20 protein-coding genes, 1 tRNA gene, 1 other RNA gene and 2 pseudogenes (1 of these 24 only partly in view) are annotated in these 22691 nt (G+C 63.4%); 7 read left to right on the top strand and 17 right to left on the bottom strand.

The genetic code is table 11. The features are described from left to right. The 4 genes and pseudogenes from GEU01_RS22475 to GEU01_RS07950 all read right to left on the bottom strand — a co-directional run. A pseudogene (locus tag GEU01_RS22475) lies at positions 1-1408 on the bottom strand (mannitol dehydrogenase family protein) (it extends 60 nt beyond the left edge of the window). A gap of 29 nt (positions 1409-1437) precedes the next feature. Continuing rightward, positions 1438-2565 (bottom strand): FUSC family protein, encoded by a 1128-nt coding sequence (locus GEU01_RS07940; RefSeq protein ID WP_019085646.1) that lies wholly within the window; start codon positions 2563-2565, stop codon positions 1438-1440. 5 nt (positions 2566-2570) lie between these two features. After that, entirely contained in the window at positions 2571-4151 is a 1581-nt protein-coding gene (locus GEU01_RS07945; RefSeq protein WP_019085647.1) for a DegQ family serine endoprotease, read from the bottom strand. A gap of 78 nt (positions 4152-4229) precedes the next feature. Further along, entirely contained in the window at positions 4230-5393 is a 1164-nt protein-coding gene (locus GEU01_RS07950) for an OpgC family protein (protein ID WP_019085648.1), read from the bottom strand. A 106-nt stretch (positions 5394-5499) separates the two neighbouring features. Here GEU01_RS07950 and GEU01_RS07955 point away from each other — a divergent pair, with 106 nt between their 5' ends. Then, positions 5500-6777 carry an Mrp/NBP35 family ATP-binding protein gene (locus GEU01_RS07955; RefSeq protein ID WP_019085649.1) on the top strand — a complete coding sequence of 426 codons (1278 nt, stop codon included), beginning with the start codon at positions 5500-5502 and terminating at the stop codon, positions 6775-6777. A gap of 239 nt (positions 6778-7016) precedes the next feature. Here GEU01_RS07955 and GEU01_RS07960 read toward each other — a convergent pair whose 3' ends face one another. Genes GEU01_RS07960 through queA form a run of 5 tightly spaced genes read right to left on the bottom strand, consistent with a single transcriptional unit; the run spans position 7017 to position 11452 of the window. Then, complete coding sequence (locus tag GEU01_RS07960) at positions 7017-7832, bottom strand: TerB family tellurite resistance protein (RefSeq protein WP_010508276.1); 816 nt, start codon at positions 7830-7832, stop codon at positions 7017-7019. A 26-nt stretch (positions 7833-7858) separates the two neighbouring features. Further along, positions 7859-8140 carry a ribbon-helix-helix domain-containing protein gene (locus GEU01_RS07965; protein WP_042710813.1) on the bottom strand — a complete coding sequence of 94 codons (282 nt, stop codon included), beginning with the start codon at positions 8138-8140 and terminating at the stop codon, positions 7859-7861. Between the two features lie 20 nt (positions 8141-8160). Then, complete coding sequence (gene queG, locus GEU01_RS07970) at positions 8161-9237, bottom strand: tRNA epoxyqueuosine(34) reductase QueG (protein ID WP_019085651.1); 1077 nt, start codon at positions 9235-9237, stop codon at positions 8161-8163. Further along, positions 9237-10397, bottom strand: coding sequence for a tRNA guanosine(34) transglycosylase Tgt (gene tgt / locus GEU01_RS07975; protein WP_019085652.1), 1161 nt, complete (start codon positions 10395-10397; stop codon positions 9237-9239). Before tgt ends, queG begins: the two co-directional genes overlap by 1 nt. Beyond that, positions 10394-11452 carry a tRNA preQ1(34) S-adenosylmethionine ribosyltransferase-isomerase QueA gene (gene queA, locus GEU01_RS07980; RefSeq protein WP_019085653.1) on the bottom strand — a complete coding sequence of 353 codons (1059 nt, stop codon included), beginning with the start codon at positions 11450-11452 and terminating at the stop codon, positions 10394-10396. Before queA ends, tgt begins: the two co-directional genes overlap by 4 nt. A gap of 201 nt (positions 11453-11653) precedes the next feature. Between queA and GEU01_RS07985 the strand changes: the two genes are divergently transcribed. Further along, entirely contained in the window at positions 11654-11881 is a 228-nt protein-coding gene (locus GEU01_RS07985) for a hypothetical protein (protein WP_010508270.1), read from the top strand. 68 nt (positions 11882-11949) lie between these two features. After that, the gene (locus GEU01_RS07990) at positions 11950-12444 is read left to right on the top strand and encodes a kinase inhibitor (RefSeq protein ID WP_019085654.1); all 495 of its coding nucleotides are present in this window, start codon (positions 11950-11952) and stop codon (positions 12442-12444) included. 76 nt (positions 12445-12520) lie between these two features. Here GEU01_RS07990 and GEU01_RS07995 read toward each other — a convergent pair whose 3' ends face one another. The 4 genes and pseudogenes from GEU01_RS07995 to ssrA all read right to left on the bottom strand — a co-directional run bounded on the left by GEU01_RS07995 (position 12521) and on the right by ssrA (position 15842). Further along, positions 12521-12913, bottom strand: a complete 393-nt coding sequence (locus tag GEU01_RS07995) for a VOC family protein (protein WP_010508268.1) — start codon at positions 12911-12913, stop codon at positions 12521-12523. 67 nt (positions 12914-12980) lie between these two features. Then, complete coding sequence (locus tag GEU01_RS08000) at positions 12981-14633, bottom strand: fumarate hydratase (RefSeq protein WP_019085655.1); 1653 nt, start codon at positions 14631-14633, stop codon at positions 12981-12983. Between the two features lie 103 nt (positions 14634-14736). After that, positions 14737-15322 (bottom strand): annotated as a pseudogene (locus GEU01_RS22480) (SspB family protein). A gap of 196 nt (positions 15323-15518) precedes the next feature. After that, positions 15519-15842, bottom strand: a transfer-messenger RNA (tmRNA) gene (ssrA, locus tag GEU01_RS24225). Positions 15843-16197: 355 nt separating this feature from the next. On the opposite strand from ssrA, the gene thyX reads away from it, so the two are divergent. From thyX to GEU01_RS08025, 3 genes are all read left to right on the top strand, one after another. Further along, positions 16198-17148 (top strand): FAD-dependent thymidylate synthase, encoded by a 951-nt coding sequence (gene thyX / locus GEU01_RS08015; RefSeq protein ID WP_026018590.1) that lies wholly within the window; start codon positions 16198-16200, stop codon positions 17146-17148. A 415-nt stretch (positions 17149-17563) separates the two neighbouring features. Then, positions 17564-18301: an MlaA family lipoprotein gene (locus tag GEU01_RS08020; RefSeq protein WP_010508262.1), complete on the top strand. Its 738-nt coding sequence runs from the start codon at positions 17564-17566 to the stop codon at positions 18299-18301. Between the two features lie 13 nt (positions 18302-18314). After that, the gene (locus GEU01_RS08025; RefSeq protein ID WP_010508261.1) at positions 18315-18932 is read left to right on the top strand and encodes an MlaC/ttg2D family ABC transporter substrate-binding protein; all 618 of its coding nucleotides are present in this window, start codon (positions 18315-18317) and stop codon (positions 18930-18932) included. Positions 18933-19091: 159 nt separating this feature from the next. On the opposite strand, the gene GEU01_RS26205 is transcribed toward GEU01_RS08025, so the two are convergent. The 4 genes from GEU01_RS26205 to GEU01_RS08040 form a co-directional block, all read right to left on the bottom strand. Next, positions 19092-19289 carry a hypothetical protein gene (locus GEU01_RS26205; protein WP_198284453.1) on the bottom strand — a complete coding sequence of 66 codons (198 nt, stop codon included), beginning with the start codon at positions 19287-19289 and terminating at the stop codon, positions 19092-19094. Positions 19290-19432: 143 nt separating this feature from the next. After that, complete coding sequence (locus GEU01_RS08030) at positions 19433-19975, bottom strand: GNAT family N-acetyltransferase (protein WP_019085658.1); 543 nt, start codon at positions 19973-19975, stop codon at positions 19433-19435. Positions 19976-20038: 63 nt separating this feature from the next. Next, positions 20039-21718 (bottom strand): energy-dependent translational throttle protein EttA, encoded by a 1680-nt coding sequence (gene ettA / locus GEU01_RS08035; protein WP_010508258.1) that lies wholly within the window; start codon positions 21716-21718, stop codon positions 20039-20041. 97 nt (positions 21719-21815) lie between these two features. Next, positions 21816-21889 (bottom strand) — tRNA-Ile (locus GEU01_RS08040). Between the two features lie 261 nt (positions 21890-22150). On the opposite strand from GEU01_RS08040, the gene ppa reads away from it, so the two are divergent. After that, positions 22151-22678 (top strand): inorganic diphosphatase, encoded by a 528-nt coding sequence (ppa, locus tag GEU01_RS08045; RefSeq protein ID WP_019085659.1) that lies wholly within the window; start codon positions 22151-22153, stop codon positions 22676-22678. The last annotated feature ends 13 nt before the right edge of the window (positions 22679-22691 follow it).

A 22691-nucleotide genomic window follows, 5' to 3' on the forward strand; every position in this document is an offset into this window, starting at 1 on the left:
CCGCCGCATCCAGCGTGGTGGTGTCCATGTCCCGCCAACCATCGAATGCAGGCAGGCTCAGTCCTGCCGCAAGGTCAGCGTCATTGACCAGCGCCATCTGGTCGGCATCCAGCGTGGGTTCGATCGGGGCATAGGTCTGGCCCTTTTCATCCTGCCCACGCAGCATTTCCAGATAGGCGGCAATACCAAAGGCGATCCGGTCCAGATCATGCCCGCTATCCAGTGACCGCCGCACGGTGTCGGTCCAGAACACACGCACCTTGGAGGCGCCATCGCTACAGATCCGCAGCAGCGTATCGGCCACGGCGCGATTGGAAAACCGGCTGAGCAGACGCCTGCGGTAAGCATCCAGGTCCACGCCCGCCGGGGCATCGATCTGCGGCATCGCATCCTTTGTCCAGTAGGCGTTGGCCAGGCGGACCAGATCGGCGTCCTCAACCGTTTCATGCGCGTAGCGGTGCCCCAGCAGCAGACCCGTCGAGCCAAGCAGCACATGCGCCGCATTCAGCATGCGCACCTTTACCTGCTCATACCCCGCCACATCATCCACGAACTCGACCCCTACGCGGTCCAGCGCGGGGCGGCCGTTGCAGAACCTGTCCTCCAGCACCCACTGGCTGAAATTCTCTGCCAGTACCGGCAGGTCGTCATCCAGCCCGCTGGCCGCGTTCAGGGCATTGCGCGTCGCGGTATCCACGCCCGGCGTGATGCGGTCCACCATGGAACAGGGAAAGGTCACGTTGGCGTCGATCCATTCCGCCAGATCCGCATCAAGCGCGCGGGCATAGCCCACGAATGCCTCATGCGCGACATGGCCGTTACTGCGCAGGTTGTCGCAGGACAGGACGGTAAACGGCCCGGCACCCGCCGCCCGCCTGCGGCGCAGGCCTTCGACCACGTAGCCGAACACGGTCGTGGGGCGGCCCGGATCCTTCAGGTCCGCCTGCACGGCGGGGGTGTCGAGGCGGAACTGCCCGGTTTCCTCGTTGATGTTATAGCCGCCTTCCGTGATCGTCATGCTGACGATGCGCGTCTGCGGGTCCGCAAGGCGGGCCAGCACGGCTTCGGGATCGGCGGGAGCCAGCAGGTATTCACGCAGCGCCCCGATGATGGAGACCGTGCGCGCGCCGTCCGCCGCGACTTCCGTCAGCGAATACAGGCAGTCCTGCTGCGTGAAGGCACGGGCCTTGGCTTCCCCGCGCGCACCACCACCACCCAGCCCCACGCCGACGATGCCCCACTGCGCCTGTCCCGGAAGGGCGAGACATCTGTTGACGTACCATGCCTCATGCGCCCGAAAGAAGTTACCGACACCAAAATGAACGATCCCTCGCCCCACTTCCTCCCGCCTGTAACGCAGCGGCTGAACGCTGGCGGGAAGGTGATTCAGGGTTTTTTCGTTCAGCATGGTGTCTTTTGCACTCCTTGGTTGCGGTGTCAGCCCCCGCCCTGTCGCTTCACGACCGTATCGGTGGAGGCAGGCTCGAACGAAGCCTCGGCCAGGAACGGATGACCCGAAAGCGGAAACGGCCCGTCATCCGTCTGCCCGTTCGACCAGATATTGCGCACGGCCAGCCGCATGTCCGCATGCAGCAGCCCGATGGCGAAACGCATGACAGGGGTCCAGTGTTCCCCCTGCTGTTCCAGTTCATCAAGAATATCGCGCATCCCGTCATCGGGCAACGTGCGCCCGCGACGGGACGCCGCCTGCGCATTACAGCGATCGGCCATCTGGTCCAGGATGCGCGCCAGCATGTCACGCTCGTGCTGCAGGATGTCGCCCGTCCGGGCTGTCTCCCCTTCCACAGCCGCGCGTGAAATGAAGATGGCGTCCGACCGGATCCGGCGCAGCAGCCCCGGCAGGCGCATCACCAGCGGATCATGCCGCGCCAGTGAACCGGGGTGTTCGACCTCTGCCTCCTGCACGCCGTCATTGATGTCCTGCAGCAGGGAACGGCACATCACGTCCACCGTGCCCAGCGCATCATGGTCGGGATGCTGGTGCAATGCCGTGGACAGCAGGTCGGACAGGCGGCGCAGCAGGCTTGCGGCGTTGCCCAGCACTTCACGCCGCGCCTCGTTGCGCAGCACGAAGAAGTACACCGCGAACGACACGACAACACCCGTCATGATCGAGGCGATACGCTGCAGCGGCCTTGAGAACGGTTCCCCCGTGGCGGGAAACAGCAGCACGACCATCAGGGTGACAATGGCCACCCGCATCTTGGGCCGCAGCGCCACCAGCACCGCCAGTGGCATGAGCATGACCCAGAACACCATGCCGACCGACAGCGCGCACCACTGTTCCAGCGCAATGGCCGACATGCCGGCCGCCGCCCCGATCAGGGTGCCCACGATCTGTTCGCGCCCGGTGGACAGCGTCTGGGTCAGGCGCGTCTGGGTAATGACGATGACCGACGTGATCAGCGCCCAGACCGGTTCATCCAGATGGATGATGGTGGCAACAATACCCGACAGGATGAGCGAGACGTTCATCCGCACGACCTGCCGCCACGTTCCCCGCCGCATGATGGAAAGCAGCAGGTTCTTCAGGCGTTCATGCATACGGTTCAGTGTCCGGCGCCATCCGACAGGGGAAAGGGCACCCAGCGCAGGCCATCGGAATTCTGCACCAGAAACAGCACGGTCTTGCGGTGCTGGCTACGGGCGGTGTCAAGCTGGCGGCGCAGGTCGGCAGGCGTGTTCACGGCCGACTGCTGCACTTCGGTCACCACGTCACCGGGGCGCAGGCCGCGTTCGGCGGCCGGGCTGTCATCGGTCACCCCGGTGACCAGCACGCCCTTCTGCCCTTCCGCCATGTTGTATTTCTGGCGCGCGATATCATCCAGATCACCTACCGTGAAGCCCATGCCCGTAATGGCCATGCTGCCCTGTGCCGGTTTTTTCGCGGGCTGGCTGGCGCCATCGGCCTTGTCGGTCTTTTCCTCGGGCAGGGCGCCGATGGTGATGGCGACATTCATCTGCTGGCCTTTGCGCCAGATCCCCAGGTGGGCCACGCTGCCGCCCGCAAGCTCGGCCACAAGGCGCGGCAGGGCGCGGCCATCGATTTCCTTGCCATTCAGGCTCTGGATCACGTCACCGGTCTGCAGGTGTGCGATCGCCGCCGGTCCCTTTGGCTCCACCCCCGCGATCAGCGCGCCATGCGCGCTTTTCAGGCCCAGCCCATCGGCGATTTCCTGCGTCACGTCCTGAATGCGCACGCCAATCCACCCGCGCGTGACACGGCCATGGCGGCGAAGCTGCTCGATGATGCCCTGCGCCTCGGCGGAGGGAATGGAAAAGCCAATGCCGATCGACCCGCCCGAAGGTGAGAAGATGGCGGTGTTGATGCCAATCACCTCCCCATGCAGGTTGAACAGCGGGCCGCCCGAATTGCCCTTGTTGATGGGCGCGTCGGTCTGGATGAAATCATCATACGGCCCCTGTTCGATATTGCGCCCGCGTGAGGAGACGATGCCCGCCGTCACCGTACCCGACAGGCCGAACGGGTTACCGATCGCCAGCACCCAGTCGCCCACGCGCGCGTGGTCGCTGTCACCAAAGGGCACGGCGGGCAACGGTTTGGGGCTGTCCACCTTCAGCACCGCAAGGTCGGTGCGGTCGTCATGGCCCAGCAGCCGCGCCTTGAGCACGGTATTGTCCTGAAGCGTAATGGTGATCTGGTCGGCATGGCGCACGACGTGGTTGTTGGTCACGATCACGCCCGAAGGGTCGATGATGAAGCCCGAACCCAGCGCCTGCATCTTGCGCGGTGGTGCGTTGGGGCTGTCCTGCCGGTTCATAAAATCGTGGAAGAATTTCTCGAACGGTGACCCTTCCGGGAAATTGGGCACCTGTGGCGTGCTGTCTCCATCATCGCCATCATCATCGTCCTCACCGGGGCGGACCATCTCGGTGGTGGACACGTTGACGACGGCGGGCAGCAGTTTGGCCGCAAGGTCGGCAAAGCTGTCGGGCATGTTCCGCCCCTCGCCCGGCAGGCGCAGGGGGGGTGTGGCCGCAGGGGTCGTGGCGGCGGGTGCCGCCGCGGCCGGGGCGGGGTCCGCCGCGCGCGCGGCATGCCCCCCAAGGGCCGTAACCAGCCCCAAGGCAAGGCAGGATCGGGAAAAGGCAGCGGCACGAAAGGACATGGGGCTCATATATCCTGCTGAACGGGGTCTGACGCAGTACCCTATATCATGCCCTTCACGCACGCGGAAACCACGGCCTCAGTTCCGGCACAGGGGCACGTGCGCAGGCAGGCCGCCCGGTGCCGGCGGCGTGGGCCTGCGGGCCGCGACACGGGCGCGTTCGCGGTTGCGCGCCACCCACAGCAGCACCACGAACCCCACCACGTTCACCACCACCTGCATCACCCAGCCCGTGCCGAAACTGGTCAGCACCAGCCGGGCATACAGATCCACCAGCGTGCCCGCCGTGAAGATTTCCAGCGAATGCCGCCCGAACAGCGCCATAAGCTGTCCCCCCCGCGTCCCCGCCAGCACGGTGGCGCGTGGCGAGGACTGCACGAGGTAGAACAGCGCCAGCACGTCCAGCAGCCGCCATGGGGCAAGGATCATCTTGTCCGGCACCGCCATGCCCACGGGCCGCAGGTCGGCAAATCCCCAGTCCGTCCATGGAAAGGACTGCACGAAGGAAAAGACCAGATACAGCCCGCACACCGCCGCCAGCACGCGCGAACGCGGCAGGCTGCCATCATGCCGTCCGGCCACCCGCGCCCCGCACACACCCAGCACGAACAGGAACTGCCACGCCAGCGGGTCGAAATACCATCCATCCGGGTCAAGCCAGTTGGGAAAGTTCAGGCGCGGGTCAAAATTGACCAGCAGCCAGACCGTCCCGCTCAACCCAAGCACCACCGGCGTCCCCACCCCGCGCAGCAACGCGTATAACGGCGCGAACCCCAGCAGCAGCACGATATAAAGCGGCAGGATGTTCAGGTTGCCCGGCAATGCCTGCAATGACAGCACCCGCCATGCGGAATCCAGCCCGTGCGCCAGTTCGGGTTCAAGGAAATCGACCGGCACCGGCCAGAAATGCCGCCATATGCGGATGGTGGAAATGCACACCACCACCATCGCCATCTGGAAGACATAAAGCTGCCAACACCGCCGTCCGATCCGCGCCAGCACCGACGCGACCGGCTGCTTCTTGCCAAACGCGCGGCCATAGGCCAGCCACGAGGCATAGCCCGCCAGCAGCACGAACACCTCCGCCGCATCAGCAAAGCCTACATTGCGCATGGTGAAGCGGTTCAGCACATCCTGCGGGATATGGTCGATGCACATCATGAGCAGCGCCACCCCGCGCAGCGCATCAATCCGGTGATCGCGCCGGTGTGGTACTGCCGCGTGCGAAGTGGAAATGCCCATCGTGTCCCCTGTCCGCCTGAACGATGCACAAAATGGCTGCAACCATTGTGACGCAGCGAGCGTAAAGCAGCAAACCGCGCAGCCAGCCATTCCCCCAATGGCAGGGATGCCCCGCATGCCAGGCATGACATGTGACCGGCATGCGGGCGGGCACCCACCGTTTCATGACTCGACCACCACGGGCCGCCCCTTCTATACCCGCACGGGCCAGATAGCAGACAGCAGGGAGCGCACAACCATGACCAGTCCCGACAGGGCAACCATCGAAACCGTGCTGCAACGCGTACGCACCGCGGATCATGCCGCCAGTGTTGCGGATATGGGCAGCCTGGATGCCTTCATGGTGCGTGATGGCGTCCTGCATGTCGCCATCGCGACCGACCGCACGCGGGCGGGATCGCTGCAGCCACTGCTGCCCGAACTGGAACGTGCCCTTGTCGCCGCGGTTCCCGGCTGCACGGCGGCCAGTGTCATCCTGACCGCGCACCGCCCCGCACCGGCGGCACCCGCGCCACAGGCGGCCCCTGCGCCCGCTGGCGGAGGGCACCGCCCCCTCAACCTTGGGGGCAAGACGCCAAAGGCCGCCACCGGCCCGCTGCCGCCGAACGTGGGCGTGGTCATTGCCGTGGCGTCGGGCAAGGGCGGCGTGGGCAAGTCCACCACCGCCGTCAACCTTGCGGTGGGCCTGGGGCTGGAGGGGCTGAAGGTCGGGCTGCTGGACGCGGACGTGCATGGTCCGTCCCTGCCACGCATGATGGGTGTTGGCGACCAGCCCGAAGTGCGTGATGGCCGCCTGATCCCGCCGCACAAATGGGGCATCAGCGCCATGTCGATCGGCATGCTGGTGGATGAAAGCAAGGCCATGATCTGGCGCGGGCCGATGGTCATGGGGGCGATCGGACAGCTGCTGGGCGATGTGGAATGGGGCGCGCTGGACGTTCTGGTGGTGGACATGCCGCCGGGCACGGGGGATGCGCAGCTGACGCTGGCGCAGAAAACCGCGCTGGCTGGCGCCGTGATCGTTTCCACCCCACAGGATATCGCCCTGCTGGACGCCCGGCGCGGCGTGGCCATGTTCGAGAAGATGAACGTGCCGGTGCTGGGCGTCGTGGAAAACATGTCCTATTTCTGCTGCCCCAACTGCAACCACCGCACCGAACTGTTCGGCCATGGCGGGGCAAGGGCGGAGGCGGACAGGATGGGCGTGCCGTTCCTGGGTGAAATCCCGCTGCTGGCCGATATCCGCGCCAGCGCCGACAATGGCGCGCCGGTCGTGGTCGCCGCCCCCGACAGCCCGGCGGGACAGGCCTATCGCGCGCTGGCCCACACGGTTGGTGGCGCGCTGCGTCGCCTGCTGGAACAGAAAAAGAAGGCCGCGCGCTGATCGGCACGACCCGTGTGACAACATGGGGCAGCGGTGGCTTTTTCCAGTCGTTCCGCTGCTGCCGGCCGGATCCATGACCGGGCTTTCAGCGATGTCCGGAAGGATGTGAGACGACCGCTAAAATAATAAAAGTCCCCGGATGCCGCCTTTTTTCAAAAAGGCGGCGTTCCCCGAAGCTGTTTGAAAAAAGCTTCACCAAAAACTTCTGATTTTCCGCAATGCTTTACAGGCAGGCTTCTTTATAGCCTGCGGTCGCGCTTGATCCGGTCCCATGCCGCATTGATCTGGGCAATGCGGGCCGCACCCTGCGCCAGTTGCGCGGGGGTGGCCCCACGTGCGGTCATGATATCGGGATGATGTTCACGCACAAGCCTGCGCCAGACCACGCGCACCTCCTCATCGCTGGCATCGCGCGAGATACCCAGCACGGCATAGGCGTCAACCTCGCTCACGCCCGGTCGCGCACCGCCGTCACGCGCGCGGTCCCATGCGCCGGGGCTGAGGTTGAAGGCCTTGTGCACCCCGCGCAGGAAGGCTTCCTCACGCGCATTGACCTCCCCATCCGCGCGCGCGATCACGAACAGGGACGCCAGCGCGTCTTCCAGCATGCCGGTCTTGCTGGCGAAGGCACGGCCCAGTTCGGTGGCGAAGGCGCGATAGTCATCCGTACGCTGGCGCGCGCTGTCGAACAGACGGCCAACTTCGCGCATATTCTCGGGCGGCAGGTGGAAACGGCGCTTGAAGGCATCGATTTCGGCGCGGTTCACCGGCCCGTCGCACTTCGCCATCTTGGCGGACAGGATGATGATGACCAGCCCGTACATCTGGTCGCGCTTGCCCATCGCGGCGGCCATCTTGGCCGCCATGAAGGTCGCCGCGCCATTCGGGTCCGCGTTCAGACGGGGTCCCCAGCGGTCGGTCCATCCCCCCACCGGCGTTTCCAGCAGGGAACCGTTATCCGCCGCGTGCCCGAGTGCCGTGCCCACGACAGCGCCCATGGGGCCGCCAACCGCGAACCCTGCAACGCCACCAAAAAGTTTACCCCAGATTGCCATGCCCCGACGCTAGCACGGATGTCCGGTCAACCCAACTGATCTTCCCTGTCCGTACCAGCGATTTCCGGCAATGCTGGCATCCATTCCCGCAATGCCTCCACCCGCAGCGCGGATGCCAGCGGGCGGTCCGGCGGCCGCGCGGCATCAATGCGTCCCACCAGTCCCGCAAGGGTCACCCCACGCTTTTGCGCGATCAGGTGCAGGGCGCGCCAGAACTCCGGCTCCAGCGCGACGCTGGTGCGGTGGCCCGACAGGTTGAGGCTGCGTTTGCGCAGCAGCCGCGCGCCGCGCTGCGCGGGCAGCGGCATGCCCGTATGCGCCTCCCCCGTCACCGGGGCAGTCGCAGCGTGGCCCAGCGCGCGGCATCCGCCACCACGGGGTCGGCATCACCGCACAATGCCGCGACGCTGGGCCGCAGGGCGGGCTGCGCGCTATTGCCAATGGCGACCGCCACGTTGCGCACGAAACGCCCGCGCCCGATGCGCTTGATGGGGGAGCCGGAAAACCGCGCGCGGAAGCCCGCATCATCCAGTGCGGCAAGATCCCGCAGCGCGGGCGCGCGCAGGTCGTCACGCGCGGCCAGCTTCATATGGTTCGTGGCTGCGGCGAAGCGGTTCCATGGACAGACGGCCAGACAGTCATCGCATCCGTAAATGCGGTTGCCCATGGCGGGGCGCAGCGCCTCGGGAATCGGGTCGCGGTTTTCTATGGTCAGGTACGAAATGCACCGTCGCGCATCCATCACGCCGGGGGCGGGAAACGCATCGGTCGGACATGCCACAAGGCAGCGGGTGCAACTGCCGCACCCCCCGCCCGACGGGGCCGATTGCGGCAGGTCCAGCGTGGTATAGACCTCACCCAGGAACAGCCAGCTACCATGACGGCGCGAGACAAGGCTGGTGTGCTTGCCCTGCCAGCCAAGGCCCGCGTTCCGCGCCAGCGGCTTTTCCATGACCGGGGCCGTATCGACAAAGACCTTCACCTGCGCATCGTCCATGCCCTGCCGCCGCCCTTCGTTCACCACGAACTGGGCAAGGTGCTTGAGCATTCCCTTGACCACGTCATGGTAATCGCGGTTCCGGGCATAGACGGAAATATTGCCCGCATCCGGCACCCGGGTCGTGGCCAGCGCGTCGCCTTCGGGCGCGTAATTCAGGCCAAGGGCGATGACGCTGCGCACCTCGGGCCACAACATGCGTGGATCGCCCCGCTGTTCCATACGCTGCGCCATCCAGCCCATGCTGCCAGCGAATCCGTTTTCCACGAACATGGCCAGGCGGGTGCGCGTCGCATCATCCAGCCGGGCGGGTGCGAATCCCACCGCATCAAACCCCAGATCGCGCGCATGCCCGGCAATCCGTGCCGCCATGCGCGCGGGGTCAGGACCGGGCGGTGCAGCCGCCATCAGGCCACCGGGGGAATGTCGGGAAAGGGCATTTCATCACCACTCCAGTCATCCATCGCCCATTGGGCGCGCAGGTGATCGGCGTGGGCGGTGAACGCGCCATCGACAATCGCCGCCCGCATCCCGCGCATGAGCCGCTGGTAATAGGCAAGATTATGCCATGTCAGCAGCATCGGGCCGAGGATTTCATTCGCCCGGAACAGATGATGCAGGTAGGCGCGGCTGTGGCGCGAACAGGTCAGGCAGTCGCAATGCGGCGAAATAGGCCGCGAATCGGTGGCATGCCGGGCATTGCGCAGGTTCAGCGTGCCCCGTTCGGTATAGGCGCGCGCCGTGCGCCCTGCCCGCGTGGGCATGACGCAGTCGAACATGTCCACGCCGCGTTCCACGGCGCCAAGCAGGTCATCGGGCGTGCCGACACCCATAAGGTAGCGCGGGCTGGCATCGGGGATCAGCGGCACGGTGGATTCAAGGGTCGAGAACATCAGTTCCTGCCCTTCCCCCACTGCAAGACCGCCAATGGCGTAGCCCTCGAACCCGATTCCGGTCAGTGCCTTCACGCTTTCGGCCCGCAGTTCCGGTTCGGTCCCGCCTTGGATGATGCCGTACTGCGCGTAACCGGGACGCTGGACAAATGCCGTGCGGCAGCGTTCGGCCCAGCGCATGGACATGCGCATGGATTTCGCGATCACGTCGGGGGCCGCCGGTAGCGCGGGGCATTCATCAAAGCACATGCTGATGGTGGCATCGAGCGCGTACTGGATATCGGTCGAGCGTTCGGGCGTCAGCCGGTGCTTCGACCCGTCAATATGCGACCGGAAGGTCACCCCGTCCTGATCCAGCTTGCGCAGCGGACCCAGCGACATGACCTGGAACCCGCCCGAATCGGTCAGGATTGGCCCCGGCCAGTCCATGAACCGGTGCAGGCCGCCCAGCGCGCGCACCCGTTCCGCCCCGGGCCGCAGCATCAGGTGATAGGTATTGCCCAGCACGATGCCCGCGCCCGTGGACCGCACGCTGTCCATCGTCATGGCCTTGACGGTACCAACAGTGCCCACGGGCATGAAGGTCGGTGTCGGCACACTGCCATGGGCGGTATCCAGCCAGCCGGCACGGGCATGGCCCGCGCGGGCTTCAGGCCGCCAGCGGAATGTGGTCATGGCAGGTCTCCTTCGGTGCGGTGCAGCAGGCAGGCATCGCCATAGGAATAGAAGCGGTAGCCGCTGGCGATGGCATGGGCATAGGCCGCCTTCATGCGGTGATAGCCACCAAAGGCGCAGACCAGCATGAACAGCGTCGAACGCGGCAGGTGGAAATTGGTCAGCAGCATGTCCACCGCGCGGAAGCGGTAGCCGGGGCGGATGAAGATCGACGTCTCGCCATGGAAGGGATGGACGATGCCGTTTTCATCCGTCGCACTTTCCAAAAGCCGTAGCGACGTGGTGCCCACCGCCACGATCCGCCCGCCCGCGGCACGGGCGGCGTTGATGCGCGCTGCCGCATGGGGGGAAATCGTGCCGCGTTCGGCATGCATGCGATGGGCGGAAATCTGGTCGCTGCGCATGGGCAGGAACGTGCCCGCGCCAACATGCAGCGTCAGCGTCTGGCGGATCACGCCCGCCGCATCCAGCCCCGCCAGCAGGCCGGGCGTGAAATGCAACCCGGCTGTGGGGGCGGCCACCGCGCCACGGTGCTGGGCGAAGATGGTGCTGTAATCCCTGCGGTCCGCATCGGTGGGACCGTCGGGCCGGGCGATATAGGGCGGCAGCGCCAGATGGCCCACATCATGCAGGAACTGGTCGAATGCCGCCCCGTCCGCGCTGAAGCGCAGGGTCACGTCGCCCCCCTCGCCGCGCGCGATCACCCGCGCCGTGACATGGGACGCGCCGAATGTCAGCGTATCACCCGGATGCAGGCGGCGGGCGTTGCGGGCCAGCACGTGCCATGTGCCATCGGGCAGGATACGGTCCAGGGTTATGCCGATCTTCGCGTCCCCCCGCATGGCCGACAGCTGTGCGGGGATCACCGCCGTATCATTGGCCACCAGGATGTCGCCCGCGCGCAGGCGCCCCGGCAGGTCGCGCACATGGCGGTCCCTGAACGGCCCATCCACCGGCACATCCAGCAGGCGCGCGCTGTCACGCGGGCGGGCCGGATGATCGGCGATATTCTGTGGCGGGAGGGTGAAGTCGAAATCAGAAACCAGATCCGTCATGCGGCTCCCTTTACGGAATCCGCACCATACTTGCCAGCCCGAACTGTCACCATCGCGACAAAGCGGCCAGCCACAGGCCCGATGCATGGCGATGTTGGACAGACGCGGCCGGGGAAGCCACAATAAGACACGATTCCCGCACGGGAATTCCCGGACCCGGCCCCGGCCGGGCCAGTGAACAGACACAGGAGACACAGCCCCATGTCCTATGCCCAGCTTGACGCCGCCCGCATTACCCGCGCCTGTTACACCGCCCTGCAGGTGCTGGAATCGGTCGAGGAAAAGGACCGTAACGAAACCTATCAGCGCAAGACGCTGATGATCCAGCGTATCGAGGCCCTGGCCCGCGCCGCCGCCGAAAGCAAGAACGGGGATCAGGTCATCACCCTGACATCGGAAGAATTCTGGCTGATCAGCCAGAACTGGTAATCTTCCCCCAACCGGCCAACGTTGACCCTTATCCGCGCGGCCGGTCGCGCGGAAAGCAGGAAACCGACATGACGTTTACACTGACAAGCCGCTCCTTCCACGATGGCGACCGCCTGCCCGCGGCGCAGGTGTTTGACGGGATGGGCTATTCAGGCGGCAACATCTCGCCGCCGCTGGCATGGCAGGATCCGCCCGCCGGCACCAAGAGCTTCGCCATCACCATGTATGATCCCGACGCCCCGACGGGTTCGGGCTGGTGGCACTGGGTTGTCATCAACATCCCCGCCACGGTGTCATCCCTGCCTGCGGGCGCGGGATCGGGCGACAACGACCTGCCTGAACACGCCGAGATGACGCGCACCGATTTCGGCGGAAATGTCTATGGCGGCGCAGCACCCCCGCCGGGACCGGACCACCATTACATTTTCACCATCCATGCGCTGGACATCGAACGGATCGAACTGCCCAACGATGCATCGGGCGCCATGGTGGGCTTTGTCATCAACCAGCACAGCCTTGGTTCCGCCAGGCTGACCGCCGTATTTGGCAAGCAGCCGAAATAACACCGCCCTGCTGCCGCGCATGCGTGCGCGGCAGCAATAAATAACTGATAAATAATAAAAGTTCCCGAATGCCGCGTTATCCCTGATAGGACGCGATTTCGATCAGGTTGCCATCGGGGTCATGACAATAGACCGATGTCACCGGCCCCAGCGCCCCCAGGCGGGCTACCGGCCCCTCCGTTACCCGGACACCGCATTTTTCAAGGTGTTCAATGACATCGACACTGTTCAGCGCAGTGGTGAAACACAGGTCGTTGGTGCCGGGCAGCGCATCTTCCGCCGTGGTCCAGCCTTCGGCCCCATAGGGGCGGAGGTTGATTTTCTGGCCGCCGAATTTCAGCGCCGTGCGGTTGTTGCGTCCGTATTCCTCACGCTCCATGCCCAGCACGCGCTGGAACCATGAGGCCGAGACCTCAAGGTCACGGACACTCACCACAAGGTGGTCAAGACGATCGACGGTAAAACGCATGGCGCTCCCTAACCCTCCGGTTGTCCGGCCCGACTGGCAGGCCGGACGGACCGCCATGCGGTCACGTTCAGCCGGTCAGGCCATCATAAAAATCATTACCCTTGTCGTCGATCACGATAAAGGCCGGAAAATTCTCGACCTCGATCTTCCACACCGCCTCCATGCCCAGTTCAGGGTATTCCAGCACCTCGACCTTGCGGATGCAGTCCTGCGCCAGACGGGCCGCGGGGCCACCGACGGACCCAAGGTAGAAGCCGCCATATTCCTTGCACGCATCGCGCACGGCCTTGGAACGGTTGCCCTTGGCCAGCATGACATACGACCCGCCCGCCTTCTGCAGCATGGCCACGTAGCTGTCCATGCGGCCAGCCGTGGTCGGACCGAAGGAACCGGTGGGCATGCCTTCGGGCGTCTTGGCGGGGCCGGCATAATAGACGGGATGATCCTTGAGGTACTGGGGCAGGCCCTCACCCTTTTCCAGCCGTTCGCGGAATTTGGCATGCGCGATGTCACGCGCCACCACCATCGTACCGGTCAGGGACAGACGGGTGCGCACGGGATACTGCGACAGCTTGCGGCGGATTTCATCCATGGGCTGGTTCAGGTCGATCTGCACCGCCTCCCCATCCAGATCGTCATCCGTGGTTTCGGGCAGGAAGCGGGCCGGGTCCGTCTCAAGCTGTTCCAGAAAGACGCCATCGGCGGTGATCCGCGCCTTGACCTGACGGTCGGCCGAGCATGATACCCCGATTCCCACCGGCAGCGACGCGCCATGGCGCGGCAGGCGCACCACGCGCACGTCGTGGCAGAAATACTTGCCGCCAAACTGCGCGCCAATACCCAGGCGCTGGGTCAGCTTGTGGATTTCCGTTTCCATCTCCAGGTCACGGAAGGCATGGCCGTGCGCGCTGCCTTCGGTCGGCAGGCTGTCGAGCCAGCGGGTGGAGGCAAGCTTGACGGTCTCAAGGTTCTGTTCGGCCGACATGCCGCCAATCACCACGGCAAGATGGTACGGCGGGCAGGCCGAGGTGCCCAGCGTGCGGATCTTGCCATCCAGCCATTTCAGCAGGTGTTCCTTGCTGGACAGCAGGGCGCGGGTTTCCTGGAACAGGAAGGTCTTGTTGGCCGACCCGCCGCCCTTGGCGATGAACATGAGGTCCATCTGTTCGGCATGGTAGTCACCGGGTGTAGCCGAGATATGGAACTGCACCGGCAGGTTGGTGCCGGTGTTCACTTCCTCGAACATCGACACCGGCGCCATCTGCGAATAACGCAGCGAAGTGCCGGTATAGGTGTCATACACCCCGCGCGAGAAGGCTTCCTCCTCATTACCATCCACCCACACGCGCTGGCCCTTCTTGCCATATACGATGGCAGTGCCGGTATCCTGACACATGGGCAGCACGCCGCCGGCCGCGATGCAGGCGTTCTTGAGCAGGTCCAGCGCCACGAAACGGTCGTTTTCCGACGCCTCCGGGTCCTTCAGGATCTTGGCAAGCTGCGCCAGATGGCCGGGGCGCAGCAGGTGCGCCACGTCGTTGAAGGCACGGGCGGCCAGCGCCGTCAGGGCCTCGGGGCGGACATGGACCACCGTGCGGCCACCAAGGACCGAGGTGGTAATCCCCTCGATCTCCAGTTTCTTCCACGGTGTGTCATCATCATGCAGCGGAAACAGCGGGCCATAGACAAATGGCTTGCGCGTGGGTGCGGATACATTCAACGGACGGTCTCCTGCCTTTTTTCCCCCGGATTGGTTCCAGGTGGCGGCGTTCAGGTTCAGGGCGCGCCCGGCGCATCCGGCGCGCCCGGATGGAAAATGTGGCTCAGCCCGGTCCCCCGGGCCCCTTCTTGCGGAAGGCGGCAAGGCTGACGACCTGCGACCCTTTGCCCTTGTCCGCATCCGCGCCGCCCGCTGCCGTATCGGCGGCGGGNGGCCTGCGCCGTGTCCACCGGCGCGGGCTGCACCGGCACCACGTTGGGTGCTACGGCAGTCACGGGTGGCTGCTCGGGCACGGTAAAGCGCAGGGCAAGGCGGATATGCGGGTCGGCAAAGGCGGATACGGCCGCCACCGGAATCACCAGCGTGGAGGGAATCCCCCCGAATGACAGCCCGACCGATATGATCTGGTGCGCGCGGTCAACCTTCAGGTCCCAGAACTGGTGCTGAAGGACGATGGTGATTTCGTGCGGATACTGGGCGCGCAGGCGGTCGGGCATTTCAACACCCGGCCAGTCGGTCCTGAATGTCAGATAGAAGTGATGATCACCCGGCAGTCCCTGCGCCGCCGCATATTCGAGTGCGCGCAGCATGACCTGCCGGTAGGCATCCTCGATCCAGGAATCATAGGGCATGAGGCTGTCGGGAATGGCGGTGTCAAAACCGTTTTCCTCGTCATGATCATCGGACATTATCGGACTTCTCCGTACATCCGCCCGGACGGTTTCCCCGCCGGACCGGATTTTTGCAGACATGCGGGTTCAGGCCACGCCGTGCCACAGCTTCAAGCTGTGCGTCAAACTTCATGGCGTGGCAAGCCACTGGGGTCGGGCATCCCTTCACGAAGCGGATACCGCGCCATCCACCTAACATGAACAGGAGACAAGGTGGGAGGGCTTCTGTTGCCCGGTGCCCTCCCGAACCGCGCTTATCGCTTATGCAGCGACAGCGAGCACCTCAGAGTTATCATTGGCACTTGTAATTTAGCCCGATAACGGTGGTACAATGCCGGGCAAAAGGCGGGTCTTTACCATGCGTGTCGAGCCTGTTTCGTCCCCATGCCCCCCAAGTCGTGGGGGAAATTGGTGGAGACGCCGGGTACCGCCCCCGGGTCCACAACACTTATTCCACGCGCCGTTTATCGCCATAGCCAAGGGGCAAGCCCCTCCGGCACTTCCGGATATAGGGATTGGCCGTGCATCTGGCAAGGGGCCGCGGGACGGGTGCCGGTGCATGGAACCGCATTCCCGTCACCCGTCGCAGGTGCGGATATTTTTCTGCGCATGCCGGTTGCGGACCCTTTCCGGCAGGACGTGGGAAACGCGTCCCATGCGGCTTCCCGTCATGGTGCCGGCTGGCGGTCACAGGCCATGATTTTCATGAAGAAACCGCTGGCCCTGCACGTCCGCCGCGCGCCATCATGCCGCCGCAAAGACGGGTCACAGCCACACGACCGGCGCGGGCCACGCGGGCCGCCGGTACGGGTTAGCATCTTGGATATGGCATGGCCCCTATGGTATGGCCCGCGTCCTTTGCTATGATCGACACAAACGGGACGGGGCGACACATGTTTTCCAGTGAGCAGAAATCGGCAATCGAGGCAGCCCGCGCCGGATGGGCGCAGACGCGCCGCCTGGTCGTTCCCGCAATGGAAGACGTGCTGTATTCCCCTATTCCCGTGCTGGAAACCGGCTTTGTCCGCGCGGTAGACTACATGGGTGGCGATAGCGGGATCGTGCAGGGTGCGCGCGTATCCTACGGCAAGGGCACGCGCAGCACGTCCGATGACCGGGGGCTGATCCGCTACCTCATGCGCCACCGCCACACCAGTCCGTTCGAACTGGCGGTGCTGAAACTGCATGTGCGCGCGCCCATTTTCGTCACCCGGCAGTGGTTCCGCCACCGCACCGCCAGCATCAACGAATATTCGGCCCGCTATTCCGTTCTGGAAAAGGAATTCTATTTCCCCCGCCCCGAGGACATCGCCGCCCAGTCCACGAACAACAAGCAGGGCCGGGCCGATACGCTACCGCCCGAACAGGCGCAGCAGGTGCTTGATATCCTGCGTGACGATGCATCACGTTGCTATGACCATTACCTCGACCTGCTCAACGAGGACGAAAATGGCGAAAAGCGCGACCCGGACCGTCCGGCCATCGCACGCGAACTTGCGCGCATGAACCTGCCGGTCAACATCATGACGCAGTTCTACTGGCAGATTAACCTGTGGAACCTGCTGCACTTCCTGCGCCTGCGCGCGGACAGCCACGCACAGTATGAAATCCGCGCCTATGCCGACGCCATCCTGCAGATCGTGCAGAAATGGGCGCCGCTGACATACGAGGCCTTTACCGATTACATGCGTGACGCGGTCCTGCTGTCCGGCCCTGCGCTGAAGGTGCTGCGCGCGGCCATGGGCGGCCAACCCGTCGATCCGGCGCAGGCGGGCCTGTCAAAGCGCGAGATCCGGGAACTGGCGGAAATGTTCCCCGAAATCGCGCCGAGGCTTGCACGCTGAGGGCACACTGTTTTCAAAAAAACGTGATAACATGCCACCGCGCCAATATCGTGGCGTTGAAAGCATTGTGGATTTTACGTCACACTCAGCGCGGCAATTCTGCCAGCTTCTCCCGTCCCATGGTCGCTTCAGGGCTGGCTTTGCCCCATGTTCCCCATGCAGGGCAGACACAATATGCCTTCATCCTGTGGCAAGCGGATTGCACAACAGCGATCCCATGCTAGAGAGTGACGCAAGAATGGGGTGTCATTACCCGGTTCGGGATTCTTGCAAACGCATTGGGCCATCCCGTCATGCCAGCATGGTGGGCAAGCGAATACAGAGGGAAGCGGAAACGAGTATGCGCGCAGAGACAGGATCGAATTCTTGGTCGTCCCGCCCGTCCCCGCGTCGCTCGTCGCTTCGCGTGGCCGGGATGGCACTTGGGCTGATCGGGCTTGCCTCATGCGCAACCCCGCCGCCCAAGGACCCGGACGCGCTGGCTGAATACAAGGAAGCCAACGACAAGTACGAAAAGCTGAACCGCAAGAATTTCGACCTGACCATGTGGGCCAACAAATACACCCTGCGCCCGGTGGCAAAGGCCTATATCTGGGCCGTGCCGCGCCCGCTGCGCAATTCGATCGGTGGCCTGTACCAGACCATGAACGAACCGGTCGTGTTCTTTAACGACGTGGGCGCGGGCAAGCCACGTCGCGCGGGTGACGCCTTCGTGCGGTGGTGCATCAACATGACGGTCGGCATTGGCGGCCTGATCGACGTGGCCAATTACGCCGGCTACAAGCACCACGACAACGACGCCGGCCTGACACTGGCCACGTGGGGCGTGCCATCGGGTCCCTACCTGTTCCTGCCGGTGCTGGGTCCGTCCTCGTTCCGTGACGGGGTCGGCTATGGCATCGACGTCGGCCTGTCACCGTGGAACTACGTGCCCCGCGGCTATGGGCTGCTGACCTTCAACTGGGCCTATAACATCATGGGCACCATCAACGGCATGGCGACCAATGTCGACGCGCTGGACCAGGTCATGAAGGATTCGCTTGATCCCTACGCCACCATCCGCAGTGCCTACCAGCAGCAGCGCAAGGCAATGGCGGAAAACATAAAGAACGACCACCGGGCCACCGTGCCCGACTGGTACCACAACAGATAAAAGGGACACAGCGATGCAGACATCCATCCCCCGTCGCCATGCACTGGCTCTGCTGGCAGCGACCGCCGCCGCCATGCCTGTTGCTTCAGCATGGGCGGTTGATGCCGGCGCGCAGGCCCGTTCCTTCGTCACCATGTTCGGCAACAAGCTGGTGGGCGTGGTCAACAGCGATATCTCGCTGGAAAAGAAGAAGCAGGACATCCTGCCCCTTCTAGAACAGTATGTGGATGTGGACGCCATCGGCCGCTACTGCCTTGGCCGCTACTGGCGCACCGCCACACCGGAACAGCAGACGCGCTACATCAAGCTGTTCCATCAGGTGCTGGTCAACGCCATTACCGACAAGATCGGCGATTATCGTGGCGTGACCTTCGTGGTCGGTTCCAGCGCGCCCGCGGGTGAGGACACGGCCGTGTCCACCGTCATCAACCGCCCTGGTCAGCCCGGCGCCGATACCCAGTGGATCATCAGCACCACCAGCGGCAGCCCGAAGGTCGTGGACGTGGTGGGCGAAGGGGCGAGTCTGCGCCTGACCCAGCGGCAGGATTATGGCTCCTTCATCGCACGCAATGGCGGCAACGTGGATGCCCTGCTTCATGCACTCGACAAGCAGATCGCCAACCATCACTAGATCCTCCCAATTCTGCCCTGCAGAGTTGGAGAACAATAAAAAACCGGCACATGTGCCGGTTTTTTATTGTAATCATACTTTAAAAACATCAGAATTTCTTTATATTATCAATACACAGGAAAAAATGATGTATTTTTGATATTCATTGTAATAATACTTCTATATAATAGATTCAGAAAAATTAATAAAAGTTTTTGGGTGCTGCCTTTTTTCAAAAAGGCGGCGTTTTTGAAGCTTTTTGAAAAAAGCTTCACCAAAAACTTCTTTATGATTGCTGAATGTTTTTTCAGGCCAACTTTTCAAACAGTCTCTTATATTCTGAATACAGCCAGAAAAAAGCAGAACAGCCACTTTCACGAACGAAACACAGGTGTCGCAGGTGCATCTGATCAACGTGATACGTCCTCATGACAAGACATCACCATCGAAACGCGAATGGCATGCTCCGTCGTCATACGCATCGCCACCACAGCAGGCTGGAGATCGGGTACTAACCGATCCTAATGCATGCTACGCCCGGTCGGCGCACCGCGCAGGCTGTGATACAGCAGGATATCCGGCCCACAGTTTTCCGGCTGGTCGGTACACAGGCTCATGCCTGCCCCGCCAAAAACCTGCCGGGCGACAATATCATTTTCACGGACATAGGAAATGACACGCCCCACCCCGGCCTGATGGGCAAAGGCCAGCGCCATGCTGGTGGCCTGTCGTGACAGCGCCGTATCGCGTGCATGGGGCACGATGGCGAACTGCAGTTCATGGCAATCCGGCGTGGTGGTGGAAGGCTGCACGCCTGCAAGGCCGATAAAACGGTCCTGCTGGCGCACGGCAAACATCCCCACGCCTTCACGTCCCCATGTCATGAGGTCGGTCATCATGTCCTGTTCACTCAGGACACGGCTGCACACGCCACCGGCCAGACGCCCGGTCACACCGGCGCTGGCCTTGAGCCGGACAACATCTTCCAGATCGGTCCAGGAGACCGGATCAAGCTGCAGGTGGCCGGTCTGTATGTGGTATCGACATCCCATGACTGCCTCCATCGTGGCAGGTGCATGCACCTGACCAGTATTGAAGGCAGATAATGTTGCCGATGGCAAATGGAATCAGCGTTCGATGGGGCGATACTTGATACGGCTCGGCTCGGTCGCATCCGGGCCGAGGCGGCGGCGCTTGTCTTCCTCATACGCCTGGAAGTTGCCCTCGAACCACTCGACGTGGCTGTCCCCCTCAAAGGCGAGGATATGGGTCGCCAGACGATCAAGGAACCAGCGATCATGGCTGATGATCACCGCACAGCCCGCGAATTCGGCCAAGGCCTCCTCCAGCGCGCGCAGGGTATCAACGTCAAGGTCGTTGGTCGGCTCATCGAGCAGGATGACATTGCTTTCCTGCCGCAGCATCTTGGCCAGATGGACGCGGTTACGCTCACCACCCGACAGGACGCCCACCTTCTTCTGCTGGTCCGGCCCCTTGAAGTTGAAGGCACCGACATAGGCGCGTGACGGCACGGCCCGCTTGCCCAGATAGATGACATCCGTCCCGCCGGAGATTTCCTCCCACACGGTCTTGTTGTCATCAAGGCTGAAGCGCGACTGGTCCACGTAACCCAGCTTCACGGTTTCACCGATGGTCAGCTTGCCACTATCAGGCGTTTCCTGCCCCATGATCATCTTGAACAGGGTGGACTTGCCCGCGCCGTTCGGCCCGATCACGCCCACGATGCCACCCGGCGGCAGCTTGAAGCTGAGGTCATCGATCAGCAGGCGGTTGCCGAAGCCCTTGCGCAGGTCCTCGGCCTCGATCACCGTGCCACCAAGGCGGGGGCCGGGCGGAATGATGATGTCGGCGACGCCGCCGCCCTTCTCGTTATTCTGGGCCAGCATTTCCTCATACCGCGCGATACGCGACTTGCTCTTGGCCTGACGGGCCTTGGGCGAGGAACCGATCCATTCCTGTTCGGCCGCAAGGGCGCGCTGGCGGGCGCTTTCTTCCTTCTCTTCCTGCGCCAGGCGCTTGCGCTTCTGTTCCAGCCAGGAAGAATAGTTGCCTTCGAACGGGTAGCCACGACCACGCTCGAGTTCGAGAATCCAGTTGGTGACGTTATCAAGGAAGTAACGGTCATGGGTAATGACCATCACGGTGCCTTCGTAATCACGCAGCGTCTTTTCCAGCCACGACACGCTTTCCGCATCCAGATGGTTGGTCGGCTCATCCAGCAGCAGCAGGTCGGGCTTTTCCAGCAGCAGGCGGCACAGGGCCACGCGACGGCGTTCACCACCCGACAGCTTGTCCACGGGACTGTCGGCAGGCGGGCAGCGCAGGGCCTCAAGGGCGATTTCCAGCTTGCGGTCCAGTTCCCAGCCATCGCCCGCGTCGATCACTTCCTGCAGTTCGGCCTGTTCGGCCAGCAGGGTGTTCATTTCATCATCGGACATGGGTTCGGCGAACTTCATCGAAATCTCGTTGAAGCGGTCCACGGCCTTTTTCAGTTCGCCAAAGCCAAGCGCCACATTTTCACCGACCGTCAGGCTTTCATCCAGCTTGGGTTCCTGTTCCAGATAACCCACGCGCGCGCCTTCGGCCGCCCATGCCTCGCCGCCGAATTCCTTTTCCACGCCCGCCATGATCTTGAGCAGCGTGGATTTACCGGCGCCGTTGACGCCCAGCACGCCGATCTTGACGCCGGGCAGGAAGGACAGGGTAATCCCCTTGAAGACCTCACGCCCACCCGGATACGCCTTGGTCAGGTCCTTCATCACATAGACATATTGCGTGGCGGCCATGACGGTCGGCTCCTGATAAACTGAAGAAAAATGGCAAGTCACCCGCACGGCCGGACTGGCACGGAGCCATGACCGCTGTGCTGCATGCTAAAAAGCCTGCGCCCGGCAGGACTTGAACCCGCAACCAAGCCGTTATGAGCGGCCCGCTCTAACCAATTGAGCTACGGGCGCGCAGGCAGCCCCTGATCTCGCGCATGTGGAGGGATTTGGCAAGATCCACGTGCCTTTTTCCGCGTAATTTTTTCCATTCAGATGGCCACATCGCCATAAAAAAACAACTTCATGATCTGGCTCATGGCCGGGCATTCTGCCACGGAACATGACTTGCACAGGAAACGGGGAGAGATATACCGTCATCCCCCGTTAATTCATGCCGCAACACTCTGGGGCGGCTCTTAACGCACATACAGGCGGCAGGAGGCCTGAACAGCAATGGACGTATCGAAGATTTCCCCCGGCAAGGACGTACCCAACGACATCAACGTCGTGATCGAAATCCCGCAGGGTTCAGGCGTCAAGTACGAGATCGACAAGGACAGCGGCGCGCTGGTGGTGGACCGCATCCTGTTCACGCCCATGGTCTATCCCGCAGCCTACGGCTTCATTCCCAACACGCTGGCCGCCGATGGCGACCCGACCGATGCGCTGGTACTGATGCCCGCCGCCGTGGTGCCGGGTGTGGTGGTGCGCGCGCGCCCCATTGGCGTGCTGCGCATGGAAGACGAAAGCGGGCAGGATGAAAAGATCATCTGCGTGCCGCATGACAAGGTGCATCCCTACTACTCCAAGGTGGAGAAGCTGGAAGACCTGCCCGAGATCGTGCTGAAGGAAATCGAACATTTCTTCACCCGCTACAAGGACCTGGAAAAGGGCAAGTGGGTCAAGGTCGCAGGCTGGGCCGACAAGAAGGTCGCCGGCGAAGTGATCCTTGAATCCGTCAAGGCCGTGGCGAGCAAGTAAGCCACGCCCAGCT

Origin of the sequence: Komagataeibacter europaeus LMG 18890 (assembly GCF_000285295.1) — a bacterium.
Classification (GTDB): domain Bacteria; phylum Pseudomonadota; class Alphaproteobacteria; order Acetobacterales; family Acetobacteraceae; genus Komagataeibacter; species Komagataeibacter europaeus.

Bases quoted from the DNA above. Each gene is read 5' to 3' on its own strand.
- queA (WP_019085653.1), bottom strand. From the start codon at position 11,452: ATGACGGATCTGGTTTCTGATTTCGACTTCACCCTCCCGCCACAGAAT.
- GEU01_RS07945 (WP_019085647.1), bottom strand. From the start codon at position 4,151: ATGTCCTTTCGTGCCGCTGCCTTTTCCCGATCCTGCCTTGCCTTGGGG.
- GEU01_RS07960 (WP_010508276.1), bottom strand. From the start codon at position 7,832: ATGGCAATCTGGGGTAAACTTTTTGGTGGCGTTGCAGGGTTCGCGGTT.
- GEU01_RS07965 (WP_042710813.1), bottom strand. From the start codon at position 8,140: ATGCCGCTGCCCGCGCAGCGCGGCGCGCGGCTGCTGCGCAAACGCAGC.
- GEU01_RS07995 (WP_010508268.1), bottom strand. From the start codon at position 12,913: ATGCGTTTTACCGTCGATCGTCTTGACCACCTTGTGGTGAGTGTCCGT.
- GEU01_RS08025 (WP_010508261.1), top strand. From the start codon at position 18,315: ATGCAGACATCCATCCCCCGTCGCCATGCACTGGCTCTGCTGGCAGCG.
- ettA (WP_010508258.1), bottom strand. From the start codon at position 21,718: ATGGCCGCCACGCAATATGTCTATGTGATGAAGGACCTGACCAAGGCG.
- GEU01_RS07990 (WP_019085654.1), top strand. From the start codon at position 11,950: ATGACGTTTACACTGACAAGCCGCTCCTTCCACGATGGCGACCGCCTG.
- GEU01_RS08030 (WP_019085658.1), bottom strand. From the start codon at position 19,975: ATGGAGGCAGTCATGGGATGTCGATACCACATACAGACCGGCCACCTG.
- ppa (WP_019085659.1), top strand. From the start codon at position 22,151: ATGGACGTATCGAAGATTTCCCCCGGCAAGGACGTACCCAACGACATC.
- GEU01_RS08020 (WP_010508262.1), top strand. From the start codon at position 17,564: ATGGCACTTGGGCTGATCGGGCTTGCCTCATGCGCAACCCCGCCGCCC.
- GEU01_RS07955 (WP_019085649.1), top strand. From the start codon at position 5,500: ATGCCCCGCATGCCAGGCATGACATGTGACCGGCATGCGGGCGGGCAC.
- GEU01_RS07940 (WP_019085646.1), bottom strand. From the start codon at position 2,565: ATGCATGAACGCCTGAAGAACCTGCTGCTTTCCATCATGCGGCGGGGA.
- thyX (WP_026018590.1), top strand. From the start codon at position 16,198: ATGTTTTCCAGTGAGCAGAAATCGGCAATCGAGGCAGCCCGCGCCGGA.
- tgt (WP_019085652.1), bottom strand. From the start codon at position 10,397: ATGACCACATTCCGCTGGCGGCCTGAAGCCCGCGCGGGCCATGCCCGT.
- queG (WP_019085651.1), bottom strand. From the start codon at position 9,237: ATGGCGGCTGCACCGCCCGGTCCTGACCCCGCGCGCATGGCGGCACGG.
- GEU01_RS07950 (WP_019085648.1), bottom strand. From the start codon at position 5,393: ATGGGCATTTCCACTTCGCACGCGGCAGTACCACACCGGCGCGATCAC.
- GEU01_RS07985 (WP_010508270.1), top strand. From the start codon at position 11,654: ATGTCCTATGCCCAGCTTGACGCCGCCCGCATTACCCGCGCCTGTTAC.